Origin of the sequence: Actinosynnema sp. NPDC020468 (genome assembly GCF_040642015.1) — a bacterium.
GTDB lineage: Bacteria > Actinomycetota > Actinomycetes > Mycobacteriales > Pseudonocardiaceae > Actinosynnema.
The window spans coordinates 26,204-38,872 of sequence record NZ_JBFAEO010000036.1; the positions used below are offsets into that span (position 1 = coordinate 26,204).

Below are 12,669 nucleotides of genomic sequence, written 5' to 3' on the forward strand. Positions count from 1 at the left end.
GATACCCGCGTTTGGGAGGGGGTACCCACCGCCATGAGCCTCGGCCTGCCGGATGGGATCACCGCGTGTCTGTTCGATCTGGACGGTGTGCTGACCAGCACCGCGGTGCTGCACCGCCACGCGTGGCGCAGCACCTTCGACGAATTCCTGGTCCCTCGTGGCGAACGCCCGTTCACCGAGTCGGACTACGTCAAGTACGTGGACGGCCGACCCCGCTATGACGGGGTGCGCACGTTCCTCGCCTCGCGGGACATCACCGTGCCCGAGGGCGACCCCGGCGACCCGCCGGACCTGGACACCGTGCACGGGATCGGCAACCGCAAGAACGACCTGCTGGAGGAGATCATCCGCAAGGAGGGCGTCTCGCCCTACCCCGGCTCGGTCCGGTACGTCGAGGCCGCCGAGAAGGCCGGCTTGAAGATCGCCGTGGTGACGTCCTCGGCCAACGCCGAGAAGGTGCTGGAGGCCGCCGACCTGACCCGCCACGTCACGGCGCTGGTCGACGGCAACGTGATCACCCGCGACCGGTTGCACGGCAAGCCCGCGCCGGACTCGTTCGTGGCGGGCGCGCGGCTGCTGGGCGTGCCGGTCGAGCAGGCGGCCGTGTTCGAGGACGCGCTGGCGGGTGTGGAGGCGGGCAAGGCGGGACACTTCGGCTTCGTGGTCGGCGTCGACCGCGCGGGCCAGGCCGAGGCGTTGCGGGAGAAGGGTGCGGACGTGGTGGTCGAGGACTTGGCGGAACTGCTTTGAGCGGGTACCAGGTCGACCCGTGGCTGCTGCGGTGGAACGAGCTGTCGGTGGCCGAGCTGCGCCGGACGGAGTCGACGTTCGCGCTGTCCAACGGGCACATCGGGATGCGCGGCACGCTGGACGAGGGCGAGCCGCGCGGGCTGCCGGGCACCTACCTGAACGGGTTCTACGAGGAGCACGCGCTGCCCTACGGCGAGGGCGGCTACGGCTACCCCGAGGCCGGGCAGACCGTGGTCAACGTGACCGACGGCAAGGTGATCCGGCTGCTGGTCGAGGACGAGCCGCTCGACATGCGCTACGGCCGGGCGCTCTCGCACAGCCGGGAACTCGACTTCCGCTCCGGCACGTTGCGCCGCCGCACCGAGTGGGAGTCGCCGACCGGGCGGCGGGTGCTCGTCGCCTCGGAGCGGCTGGTGTCGTTCACCCAGCGCGCGGTGGCCGCGATCCGCTACGAGGTCACGCCGCTGGACGACAAGCTCCAACTGGTCGCCCAGTCCGACCTGCTGGCCAACGAGCCGATGGAGCACGAAACCGGTGACCCCCGGGTGGCGGCCGCGTTGAACGCTCCGCTGGTGGCCGAGTACTGGGCCGCCGACGGCGCGCGGGCCGTGCTGGCGCACCAGACCCGCAACTCCGGCCTGCGGGTGGCCGCCGGCATGGACCACGAGGTCGAGGTCAACGACGGCCTGCGCAGCAGCGTGGAGGCCAAGGGCGACCTGGCCCGGTTCACCGTGGCGGCGGACGTGCCGGCCGGGGAGACGTTGCGGCTGACCAAGTACCTGGGGTACGGGTGGTCGGCGCAGCGGTCGTTCCCGGCGCTGCGCGCGCAGGTCGAGGCGGCGCTCGCGGGCGCGCGGCAAACCGGGTTCACCGGGCTGCTGGACGAGCAGCGCCGGTTCCTGGACGACTTCTGGGCGGCGGCGGACGTCGAGGTCGACGGCGACCCGGAACTCCAGCAGGCGGTGCGGTTCGCGCTGTTCCACCTGCTCCAGGCGGGCGCGCGGGGTGAGACGCGGGCGATCGCGGGCAAGGGCCTGACCGGTCCCGGCTACGACGGGCACGCGTTCTGGGACACCGAGGTGTTCGTGCTGCCCGTGCTCACCTACACCGTGCCGGACGCGGCGCGCGACGCGCTGCGCTGGCGGCACTCCACTGTGGACAAAGCCCGCGAGCGGGCGGCGGTGCTCGGCCAGAAGGGCGCCGCGTTCCCGTGGCGGTCGATCAACGGCGCGGAGTGCTCGGCGTACTGGCCGGCGGGCACCGCGGCGTTCCACGTGTCCGGCGACATCGCCTCGGCCGTCACCCAGTACGTGTTCGCCACCGGCGACGAGGACTTTCTGGCCGAGCACGGCACCGAGCTGCTGGTGGAAACCGCCCGGCTGTGGTCCTCGCTGGGGCACCACGACCAGCACGGCGGCTTCCGGATCGACGGCGTCACCGGGCCGGACGAGTACTCGGCGGTGGTGGACAACAACGTCTACACGAACCTGATCGCGCAGCGGAACCTGCGGGCCGCGGCGGACGCCTCCGAGCGGCACCCGCGCGAGGCGGGCGCGCTGGGCGTGACCGACACCGAGATCGCGGCGTGGCGGGAGGCGGCGGCCCGGATGCGGATCCCGTTCGACCCGCTGCTGGGCGTGCACGAGCAGAACGAGGGGTTCACCCGGCACGCCGAGTGGGACTTCGAGCGCACCGACCCGGACGCCTACCCGTTGCTGCTCAACCGGCCGTACTTCGACCTGTACCGCAAGCAGGTGGTGAAGCAGGCGGACCTGGTGCTCGCGATGCACGTGCGCGGCGACGCGTTCACCCCGGAGCAGAAGGCCGCGAACTTCGCCTACTACGAGGCGCGGACGGTGCGGGACTCGTCGCTGTCCGCGGGCACGCAGGGCGTGCTGGCGGCCGAGGTCGGGCTGCTGGAGCTGGCGTACGACTACCTGGCCGAGGCCGCGTTCACCGACCTGCACGACCTGCACGACAACGTCCACAACGGACTGCACATGGCCTCGCTCGCGGGCGCGTGGACCGGGATCGTGTCCGGGTTCGGCGGGATGCGCGACCACGGCGGGCGGTTGGCGTTCGCGCCCCGCCTGCCGCCGGGGTTGACCGGGTTGTCGTTCCGGCTCACGTTCCGCGGCACCCGGTTCGTGGTGCGGGTGGCGCCGGGCGAGGCGACCTACGAGATCGTGGCGGGTGGCGCGTTCGACACCTCCCACCACGGCGAGGAGTTCACCGTGGAGCCCGGGTCGCCGGTGACGCTGTCCATCCCGGACCCGCCGACGCCGCCGGAGGTCGCCCAGCCGAAGCACCGCGCGCCGCGGCACCGCGTACCACCGGGCGACTGAGTCCACGGGACGGCGCCGGTGGAACCCGGCGCCGCACCCGCCCGACCGCGGAATCTGTTCGTACACAACCACTTCTCGACGAAGCAGTCGGAACTCCCCGGTCGGTGACGATGAGGCGCCCGGTCGGAACCCCTGGGGGGAGTGGGGTTCCGACCGGGACTTACAGGCGGCCTAGGGGGGCGGTGGCCGCCTACGGCCCTCATCGTGCGACAGATTACCCCCGTTACCCGGCTCCCAAACAACCCCATCAGCCACCGACATGGATACCGGGCCTGCGTTCCGGGTCCTCCTCGCACTTGCGCAGGATTTCCCGCACCACAGGGGCGGTGTCGCCCTTGCCCAGCAGGAGGTAGCGGTAGAGGTGGGCGAGCGGGTTGCCCTCCGACCATTCGAAATAGCAATGGGGTCGCACGCCGGTCGCGTCGCGCAGCGCCAGCAGGACGGCGGCGATCGCGTTGGGCACCGCCGGGCTCTCCACCCGCAGCACCCGGTAGCCGTCCACCTCCACGCCGCGCACCCGCAGCACGTCGCTGAACTCCGACGGGTCGACCACCTCGATCTCCAGGAAGATCACGTCGGCCTGGCCGGGCACCGGGTTGATGACCCGTTGCGCGGCCTCCTTCTGCGCGTACTCGGCGCGGTCGCCCGCCTGCCGCTTGTTGGCGATGATGTTGAGCGCGCCGTCGTGCGCCAGCGAGTCGGTGACGAACCGGCGGGTCAGGTCGGTGAACTCGATCCGGTCGGCGCGCAGCTCGGTGGTCCTTGACACCCGCGACACCAGGGAGATCACCACGATGCCGAGGATGAACGCGGCCGAGATGGCGATGCCGTCGGGCTTCTCGCGGACGTTCTCGACCAGCGCGTAGACCAGGACCAGCGTCAGCACGGTGAAACCGACGCCCGCTCCCCTTCGCCCGCGCCGCCACGCGGAGATCGTCACCGCGACCGAACCGGACACCATCATCGCGAGGATCCCGGTCGCGTAGGCGCCGGCCTGGGCGTTGACGTCGGCCTTGAACGCGATGGTGATGGCGACGCTGATGACCGTGTAGACGAGCACCACGGGCCGCACCGCGCGACCCCACTCGGGCGCCATGCCGTAGCCGGGCAGGTACCGCGGCACGATGTTGATCAGGCCCGCCATCGCGGACGCGCCCGCGAACCACAGGATCAGCACGCTGCTCAGGTCGTAGACGGTGCCGAACACCTCGCCGAGGTGCTCGTGCGCCAGGTAGGCCAGCGCCCGGCCGTTCGCCCGGCCACCGGGCCGGAACTCCTCCGCCGGGATCAGCACGGTGGTGATGAAGCTGGTGGCGACCAGGTACACCGACATGATCAGCGCCGCGACGGTGAGCAGCTTGCGGGTGTTGCGCACGCGGGATTCCAGGCGCTGGGCGGGATCCGCGCCGTCGGCCTCGACCAGCGGCATCATGCTGACGCCCGTCTCGAAGCCGGACAGGCCGAGCACCAGCAGCGGGAACGCCAGCACCGCCGTGCCCGCCACGCTGCCGAACCCGCCGGTCCGGGTCAGCGCGTCGGTCCAGTCGGTCAACGCCTCCGGCCGCTGCACGAGTTGCACCACGCCCGCGACCACCACGATCGCGTTCAGCAGCAGGAAGACGCCGACGAGCGGGATCGCCACGCCGACCGCCTCGCTGAACCCGAGCAGGAACACCCCGCCCAGGATCAGCAGCAGCACCACGGTGATCGTGACCTCGTTGCCGTGCAGGAAGTCCGGCGTGTAGGGGTTCTCGACCAGGTGCACCGACGCGTCGGCGGCGGACAGGGTGATCGTGATGATCCACGAGGTGGCCACGAAACCCAGCAGCACCAGCACGAACAGCTTGCCGCGCCAGAACGGCAGCAGGTCCTCGAGCATCGCGACCGAGCCCTGGCCGTTCGGGCTCTCGCGCGCGACCCGGCGGTACATCGGCAGCATGCCGAGCAGCGTGAGCGCGACGATCAGCAGCGTGGCCAACGGGGAGAGCGCGCCCGCCGCCAGCGCCGCGATGGCGGGCAGGTAGGACAGCGTGGAGAAGTAGTCGACGCCGGTCAGGCACATGACCTTCCACCACGCCTGCGGGGTGGTGTGGTGCTCGTCGCTCTCCGGGCCCACCGGCGCGACCCGGTGCCGCAGCAGCCAGCGGCCGAGTCCGCTCTTCGGGGTAACGGGACGAACCGGACTGTCCACCTCGTCCGGGATCGCGTACTCGCTCGCAGTGCTCATGCCGCCGGACTCCCGGGTGTGCGGTGGTGGGGCGAGCCCAGGATGCAACACCTCCCGATCACGGCGCTCGGCAGCCCGCCAATCCGCACCGATGCGGCCGAAAGCAAGCCGCCGTGTAACCCACACAGGTGAGAGAAGCGGCGCTGAGCGGCGGATCCGGACAGTATGCCCAAACGTGAACACACCCATCTTCGACGAGCTGGCGGCGGTGTACCTCGCCGACATCCCCGACAGCCGGGAGCGGCTCTCCGCCCTGGCCGCCGCGTCGGTGCCGACCCAACCGGCTTCCGCCGAGTCCTCACCCGAAGGGGTGGGCGCCGGCCGATCTTGACACCCGGTCGGGTGACCGGTAGACCGAACTCCATCCGTGTACGGGGCGCCTTACCCGGAGGGTGGAGCGGAATGCGCGTGCGCGCACTGCTCGTCGTCGTGGCCATGGCACTGGGGGCCTGCGGTTCCGGGCCGGTGACCACCGGCGAGGTGCTGACCTGGTGGGACTCGTACTCGACCGAACCCGGCTCGGCGGCGGTGGAGACCGTGCTGACCCGGTTCGAGCAGCAGCACCCCGGTGTGGACGTGCGGCGGACGTCGTTCGGCCGGGACGAGCTGCGCAAGAGGGTGGACGAGGCGGTGACCTCGGGCGGGTTACCCGACGTGGCGGTGGTCGACACGGGCGACGTGGCGCGGCTCGCGCCCGCGGTGGTGGACCTGACCGCGCGCTACGGCGGGTGGGACTCGAAGCTGCTGGACCCGGTGCGGCGCGGTGTGGTCGTCGACGGGAAGTCCTACGGCGTGCCGGTGCGCGCGTCGACCCTGGCGCTGGTGCGCAACCGCGAGCTCGTGCCCGAGCCGCCATCGACCTGGGACGAGCTGAGGTCGGTGGCGCGCGGGCGAACCTCGGGTGAACGCGCCGGGTTGTGCTTCGCGGGCGCGGGCGACGCGCTGGCGTCCGGGTTCCTGCCCGTGCTGTGGCAGGCGGGCGGCGACGTGCGCGACGTCGGCGGCGCGGCGGGCGTGGCCGCACTGTCCTTTGTGGACGGACTGCGCACCGACGGCAGCGTGCCGGCGGGTGTCGCGGACTGGGACGACGCGGCGGCGGCCGAGGCGTTCTCGCTGGGCCGGTGCGCGATGCTGCTGGCCGGGCCCGAGGTGACGCCGTCGGCGAACCTGGCGGGGCTCGACTGGGTGTCCGGGCCGCTGCCGGGCGGCGTGCCGGCGCCGGTGCGCGGCGAGACGGGCGTGATCGGGAGGGGCAGCGCGCACGTCGACCTGGCGTGGCGGCTGCTGACCTGGGTCTCGGACACCAGGGACAACTCGACGCAGCTGGGCGGCGTGCTGTACGCGCTGCCCGATCGCGCCGACACGGTGACCGACCTGGGGTGGCAGTGGGACCCGAACGTGGCCGGGTTCGCCGAGCAGCTGCGCGCGTCGCGGCCGATGGCCGAGTACGGGCCGAACTACCCGAGGATCGCGACCGCGGTGGCCGCGGCGGCGCGCGACGTGCTGGAGGGTCGCAAGGCACCGGCCGCGGCGGCCGAGGAGGCGGGCCGGGTGGTCGGCCCGCTGACCCGCTGATCGCACCCCCGGAACCCGCGGCACGGCGCCCGACGTGCGGGTTCCGGGCGCACGACGCGCGGGGTTCACAGGTGGGGCGGAATTTTCCGGGGGTCCGCTGAGACCGCAAAAATGCGGACTGGGGGGCACACCTGGCGGGTGGTGTGCGCCGGCCCTGCGGGTGGGGTGGGGTGATCAGGAGGCCACGGCCAGGTGCTGGGGCTGGGTGGCCAGCGTGACGAGCGGACGGGCCTGCCGGGGGATGGCGAAGGCCGGGACGTGCCGGCGGTAGTCGCCCGCGGTCATCGTGCCGTCCGGGTGGAAGCGCAGTTTCGGACTGGTGTTCCGGGCGATCGTGTCGAAGATCGCCCGGTCGTCCTTGGTGGTGGGGTTCCAGAACATGTGCGCGCCGTGCGTGACCCCCATGTTCATCGCGATCATGGTGGAGATGGCCTGCTCGTAGCGCCGGCCGCCGAGGACCGCCCCGCCGGCCGCGTGGATGTCGAAGATGTCGTGGTCACCGGTGAGGGGTTGCAGTCGGCCGCTCTTGTCGAAGCCGTGCACCACACCGTCGCGCACGACGTACTCGCCCCTTCTGGCCAGGAGGTCCATCTTGCCCCGGAGCGAGTCGTATTCGGAGCAGCGCTGGTCGAATCGGCGTAACAGCCGCTCGTCGCTGTTGCGCGGCAGGGACGGCCGGAAGAAGCCGACCAGGCCGCGGTGGCGGGTCTGGGCGCCCAGGTGGATGTCGAGGTCGTCGATCGTCTTGGCCTTCACCGGCTCCGGTTTGGGCAGTGCGCCCCGCCGCAGCCACGCCACCGAGTGCGGGTTGGTGGACCGCACGTCGATGACGATGTCCTGCTGGGCAGCCACGTGCTGGAACTTGCGGGCGTGTTCGGTCGGCATGCCGAAGACGGGTTCGACCGACGCCAACGGGAAAAGATGCACGGGTATTAAGGTCCGCCCGAAATGGACGTGCACCAGACGCCGGGCTTCGGTTAGCTCTGGGCGTGACCCCTCATGCGCTGATCGGGCAGCTCGCGGAACCCTCCAGAAGGAGGGTGGTGGCCGCCCTGGTGCTCGGTGCGCGCACCGCTCCCGACGTCGTCCTGGCGACCGGTTTGGACGCCCGCGAGGTGGACTCCGCCCTGCGCCGCCTGCGGTCGAGCGGTCTGGTGGCCGTCGAGGGCGGGACCCTGGTGCTGCGCGAGGAGCTGTTCGACCAGGCCGCCCGGACACCGCGTCCGCCCTCCGACCCCTTTGTCAACGGTGGACGGCTGACCCGGCTGCCGGCGCAGCGCGCGAAGCGGCGCGCGGTGCTCGAACAGGTGTGCGCGTCGTTCGAACCGGGCACGCGCTACCCGGAACGCGAGGTGGTCTCGGTGCTGCGCGGCTGGTGCGACGGCGGCGAGGTCGACCACGTCACGGTGCGCCGGTACCTGGTCGACGAAGGTCTGCTCGACCGCGCGGACGGCGAGTACTGGCGGTCGGGCGGACCGGTGGTGTGAACGGCCCGCCCGACGCGGCGGTCACGGGTTGCCGGGGTTGCCGAACGACGCGGGGTCGGGACCGACGCGCTCGCCGGTTTCCAGGCCCGCGATCCGGTCCAGGTCCTCGGCGTCCAGCGCGAAGTCGAACAGCGCGAAGTTCTCCGCGATCCGGCTCGGCGTCACGGACTTGGGGATGACGACGTTGCCCAGCTGCACGTGCCAGCGCAGCACGACCTGCGCCGGCGTCCGACCGTGCTTCGCGGCGATCTCGGCGAGCAGCGGGTCCCCGAGCAGCTCGCCCTGCGCCAGCGGGCTCCACGCCTCGGTCGCGATGCCGTGCTTGACGTGGAACGCCCGCAGCTCCTCCTGCTGGAGGCGCGGGTGCAGCTCGATCTGGTTGACCGCCGGCACCACGCCGGTCGCGTCGATGACCCGCTCCAGGTGCTCGGGCCAGAAGTTGGACACGCCGATCGCGCGGACCCGGCCCTCGGAGAGCAGCCTGGTCAGGGCCTTCCAGCTGTCCACGTACCGGTCGCGCGCGGGCGCGGGCCAGTGGATGAGGTACAGGTCGAGCTGGTCGAGGCCGAGCTTCTCCAGGCTCGCGTCGAACGCGCGCAACGCCTCGTCGTAGCCCTGGTCGGTGTTCCACAACTTGGTCGTCACGAACAACTCGTCACGCGGGATGTCCGACTCGGCCAGCGCTTGGCCGACGGCGGCCTCGTTGAAGTAGGCGGCGGCGGTGTCGATGCTGCGGTAGCCGGCGCGCAACGCCTCGGCGACCGCGGCGGTGGTGTCCTCATTGGACACCTGGAACACGCCGAAACCGAGCTGCGGCATGACGACGCCGTTGTTCAGGGTGACAGTGAGCATGTGCACCATCATGCCTCCTGTCAACGACGTCCACGCCTTGGACGTCGTTGACGCTGCTCACTCCGGCTGATGCGATCCTCGTCGTGAGGGCAACCCCAGACACGACGACGGTGGAGTTGACGGTCGTGATCCGGCTGAGCGCGCCGTCCGGTCAGGTCGTGGACACCGCGGGCCGGCTCGCCGACGCGTTGCGCGCGGCCCTGGACGTGGACGGCGCGGAGGTCGTGGTCGACCTGCCGGTGCCGATCCGGCGCAACGAGCCGGAGCTGCTGATCCTCGCCGACTCGCGGCGCGTGCTGCACCGCGGCCGGCCGGTCGAGCTGACCCGGTTGGAGTTCGACCTGCTGCACCACCTGTGCGTCCACCCCCGACAGGTGCACCGCCGCACGGCCCTGATGAACAGCGTGTGGGGCGCGACCAGCTTCGTGGACACCCGGACCGTGGACGTGCACGTGCGGCGCATCCGGCGCAAGCTCGGCGACGCCGCGTCGGTGATCACCACCGTGCGCGGCGTCGGGTACCGGGTGGACAGTCCGTTCTCGGTCGTCGTGGAGCACGACGCGCTGGCGGGTTAGGCGCGCCGGTCCCAGCGGAAGTGCCGCCCGGCCACCCAGGCGCCGACCGCGGCCCACGCGAGCAGCGAGCCGACCGCGAGCAGGGCGTGGTCCGTCGAACCGCCCCACGCCGCCCGCACCAGGTCGGCGAGCGCGCCGCCGGGCAGTACCAGCGGCTTCGCGTCGGGCCGGGACAGCGCCCACAGCCCGCCGCCCAGCATCGCCGCCGTGTAGGGCAGGGTGGTGACCTGGGCCAGCTCGGCGGACGCGGTGAACCCGCTCGTCGCCACCCCGACCGCGGCGCAGCCCAGCGCGGCCGCCACCACGCCCAGCACCAGCAGGTCCGGTCGCGGCGGGAACGGCGCGTCGAGCGCGAACGCGACACCGAGCAGCAGCGCGCACTGCGCGAGACCCAGCAGCACGGCGGGCAGCACCACCCCGACCAGCACCACGAGGTCCGGCGCCGCGCCCGTCCGCAACCGCTTGAGGTAGAGGTCCTGGCGACGCGCGGTCAACGACGTGGTGACGGTCAGGTAGACGGTGAACCCGAGCGCGAACACCAGTTGGAGGGTGAGCGCGGCGGTCCACTCGCGCTCGCCGCTGCCGACGGACGTCGCGACGAACACGCCCATCACCAGCGGGACGACGAGCGCGAGCAGCGCGGCGGACCGGTTGCGCAGCAGCAGGAGCAGTTCGACGCGGGCGAGCGAGGCGATCACGAGGACTCCTTGGCGCGGTGGAACACGTCCTCCAGCGAGGCGTGCGAGGCGGACAGGCGGTGCAGGCGGAGGCCGTCGCGGTGCGCCCAGTGCAGCAGGGCGGACAGGTCGTGCTGGAGGTCGCGGGTGCGCACGTCGACCCGGCCGCTCGGGCTGTGCACGACGTCGCCGCCGAGGATGGGCAGCGCGGTCGCGTCGAGTCGGTCGGGCATGTCGAAGCCGATCCGGGCCGGTTGGGCCGCGAGCACGTCGACCAGCGGGCCGGACACCGCCACCTCGCCCCGGTGCAGGATGGCCAGCCGGTGCGCGAGGGACTCGGCCTCCTCCAGGTAGTGCGTGGTCAGCAGCACGGTCGTGCCCTCGGCCAGCACCTCGCGCACGACCTCCCAGGTGCGCTTGCGCGACTCCGGGTCCAGGCCCGTCGTCGGCTCGTCCAGGAACAGCACCTCGGGTCGGCCCACCAGGGCCAGCGCGAGGTCGAGCCGCCGCCGCTCGCCGCCGGAGAGCTGCTTGAGCCGCACGTCGCGGCGGTGCGCCAGGTCGAGCCGCTCGAGCGCCTCGTCGGCGTTCGCGTCGCGCCGCCACAGCCGCAGCATCTCGCGCGGGGTCAGGTCGGCCGGGAAGCCGCTCTCCTGGAGCACGACCCCGGTCCGGGCGCGGACGGCGGCGCGGTCGGCGTGCGGGTCGAACCCGAGCACCCGCACCGTTCCCGCGCTGGGCGCCCGCAACCCCTCCAGCGCCTCCAGGGTCGTCGTCTTGCCCGCGCCGTTGGTGCCGAGCAGGGCGAACAGCTCGCCCTCCCCCACCTGGAGGTCGACGCCCCGCACCGCCTCGAAGTCGCCGTACCGGCAGCGGAGGCCCGCTGCCTCGATCACGTTTCGCATGGTGACGATGCTGTCCGGGCGCCGGCGTGGTCGGCAGTGTCGTCCCACCCGGGTTCTCGTGACAGATGTCAGCAGACAGCGGGGTGGCCGGCCTCGTAGATTCCCGCACGTGGAGAACTCGACGCGGGGGCTACGCCGGTTCACCTGGTTCTCGGTGGTGGCGGGCGGTGTGCTCGTCGCCGGGTTCGCGCTGCTGGACGTGCTGAGCGGTCGGTACGGGCCGTGGTGGCGCGACGCGCTGCTGGTCGCGGCGGTGGTCGTGGTGATCGGGCAGCACATCCGGTACGTGCGGCGGGCGATGAAGGGCATCGGGCGGGACAAACCGCACACCGCGGAGCACCTGGTCACGTTCGCGATCGCGCTGGCGGCGTGGGTCGACACGGCGAACAGCGGTCGTCCGGAGGCGATCGTGTGGGCGATGCTGCCGGCCGCGGTGATCACGCACGTGATGGCGACCCAGCCCGCGCCCGCGCGGTGGGTGCACTGCGCGGCGGGCGTCGCGGTGACCCTCGCGGCCGGCGCGCTGTGGGGACCGCCGGACTTCGGCTCCGCGGTCGTGCTGCCGGCGGTCACGATCGTGCTGGCCACGTTCGGGATCGTGGTGCAGCTGTGGATCTGGGACCTGGTGCGGCGGTTGGAGGAGGCGAACGCGACGGCGCGGGCGCTCGCGATCGCCGAGGAGCGGCTGCGGTTCGCCGCGGACCTGCACGACATCCAGGGGCACCACCTCCAGGCCATCGCGTTGAAGGGCGAACTGGCCGAGCGACTGGTCGGCCGGGACGACGAGAGCGCGCGCCGCAACGCCCGCGAGGTCGCCGACCTGGCCCGGACCGCGCTGCGGGAAACCCGCGAGGTGGTGCGGGGCTACCGGCGGGCGAGCCTGGGCACGGAGATCACCAACGCGGTCGGCGTGCTGCGGGCGGCGGGCATCGAGACCGACGTGCGCGGCGACGCCTCCGCCGTGCCGCCGCCGTTGCAGTCGCTGTTCGGCACGCTGGTGCGCGAGGGGACGACGAACGTGCTGCGGCACAGCGCGGCGAGCCGGTGCGACGTGGTGATCGCGGTGGCCGACGGCCAGGTGTCGGTGCGGCTGCGCAACGACGGCGCCCGGCCGCCGACCGGCGCGCCCGGTTCGGGCCTGGAGGGCCTGCGCGAGCGGTTCGCCACCGTGGGCGGTCGGGTGGAGGTCGACTCCAGCGACGAGGCCTTCGAGCTGGTGGGCCGTGCCGGGGTGCCCTGGTGAGCCGCCTGGTCCGGGCCGAACCCCTTGTCCCAC

Annotated in this window: 12 protein-coding genes; 7 read left to right on the top strand and 5 right to left on the bottom strand. The window is 72.5% G+C overall.

All coding sequences use genetic code 11. The features are described 5' to 3' along the window. Window positions 1-33: 33 nt before the first annotated feature. Both AB0G50_RS24315 and AB0G50_RS24320 read left to right on the top strand, forming a co-directional pair. Complete coding sequence (locus AB0G50_RS24315) at window positions 34-750, top strand: beta-phosphoglucomutase family hydrolase (RefSeq protein ID WP_360112480.1); 717 nt, start codon at window positions 34-36, stop codon at window positions 748-750. After that, window positions 747-3,095 (top strand): glycosyl hydrolase family 65 protein, encoded by a 2,349-nt coding sequence (locus AB0G50_RS24320; protein WP_360112482.1) that lies wholly within the window; start codon window positions 747-749, stop codon window positions 3,093-3,095. The genes AB0G50_RS24315 and AB0G50_RS24320 overlap by 4 nt, the downstream gene beginning before the upstream one ends. A gap of 247 nt (window positions 3,096-3,342) precedes the next feature. On the opposite strand, the gene AB0G50_RS24325 is transcribed toward AB0G50_RS24320, so the two are convergent. Next, window positions 3,343-5,322 carry an amino acid transporter gene (locus AB0G50_RS24325; RefSeq protein WP_360112484.1) on the bottom strand — a complete coding sequence of 660 codons (1,980 nt, stop codon included), beginning with the start codon at window positions 5,320-5,322 and terminating at the stop codon, window positions 3,343-3,345. Window positions 5,323-5,497: 175 nt separating this feature from the next. Between AB0G50_RS24325 and AB0G50_RS24330 the strand changes: the two genes are divergently transcribed. Next, a complete protein-coding gene (locus AB0G50_RS24330) occupies window positions 5,498-5,653 on the top strand; it encodes a hypothetical protein (RefSeq protein WP_360112486.1) in 156 nt (51 codons plus the stop codon). A gap of 71 nt (window positions 5,654-5,724) precedes the next feature. Beyond that, on the top strand, window positions 5,725-6,897 hold the full coding sequence (locus AB0G50_RS24335) for an extracellular solute-binding protein (RefSeq protein WP_360112488.1): 1,173 nt from the start codon (window positions 5,725-5,727) through the stop codon (window positions 6,895-6,897). A 174-nt stretch (window positions 6,898-7,071) separates the two neighbouring features. On the opposite strand, the gene AB0G50_RS24340 is transcribed toward AB0G50_RS24335, so the two are convergent. Beyond that, window positions 7,072-7,824 carry a hypothetical protein gene (locus tag AB0G50_RS24340; protein ID WP_360112490.1) on the bottom strand — a complete coding sequence of 251 codons (753 nt, stop codon included), beginning with the start codon at window positions 7,822-7,824 and terminating at the stop codon, window positions 7,072-7,074. Between the two features lie 116 nt (window positions 7,825-7,940). Between AB0G50_RS24340 and AB0G50_RS24345 the strand changes: the two genes are divergently transcribed. Next, entirely contained in the window at window positions 7,941-8,384 is a 444-nt protein-coding gene (locus tag AB0G50_RS24345) for a DUF2087 domain-containing protein (RefSeq protein WP_360112492.1), read from the top strand. Between the two features lie 21 nt (window positions 8,385-8,405). Here the strand turns inward: AB0G50_RS24345 and AB0G50_RS24350 are convergent, their stop codons facing one another. Further along, window positions 8,406-9,245 carry an aldo/keto reductase gene (locus AB0G50_RS24350; RefSeq protein WP_360112599.1) on the bottom strand — a complete coding sequence of 280 codons (840 nt, stop codon included), beginning with the start codon at window positions 9,243-9,245 and terminating at the stop codon, window positions 8,406-8,408. A gap of 74 nt (window positions 9,246-9,319) precedes the next feature. On the opposite strand from AB0G50_RS24350, the gene AB0G50_RS24355 reads away from it, so the two are divergent. Continuing rightward, window positions 9,320-9,811, top strand: coding sequence for a winged helix-turn-helix domain-containing protein (locus AB0G50_RS24355; protein ID WP_360112494.1), 492 nt, complete (start codon window positions 9,320-9,322; stop codon window positions 9,809-9,811). Here the strand turns inward: AB0G50_RS24355 and AB0G50_RS24360 are convergent. Both AB0G50_RS24360 and AB0G50_RS24365 read right to left on the bottom strand, forming a co-directional pair. Further along, window positions 9,808-10,509, bottom strand: a complete 702-nt coding sequence (locus AB0G50_RS24360; RefSeq protein ID WP_360112496.1) for an ABC transporter permease — start codon at window positions 10,507-10,509, stop codon at window positions 9,808-9,810. The two genes, AB0G50_RS24355 and AB0G50_RS24360, sit on opposite strands and share 4 nt — an antisense overlap. After that, the gene (locus AB0G50_RS24365; RefSeq protein WP_360112498.1) at window positions 10,506-11,393 is read right to left on the bottom strand and encodes an ABC transporter ATP-binding protein; all 888 of its coding nucleotides are present in this window, start codon (window positions 11,391-11,393) and stop codon (window positions 10,506-10,508) included. Before AB0G50_RS24365 ends, AB0G50_RS24360 begins: the two co-directional genes overlap by 4 nt. A 109-nt stretch (window positions 11,394-11,502) precedes the next feature. Between AB0G50_RS24365 and AB0G50_RS24370 the strand changes: the two genes are divergently transcribed. Beyond that, entirely contained in the window at window positions 11,503-12,636 is a 1,134-nt protein-coding gene (locus AB0G50_RS24370; protein WP_360112500.1) for a histidine kinase, read from the top strand. Window positions 12,637-12,669 lie beyond the last annotated feature (33 nt).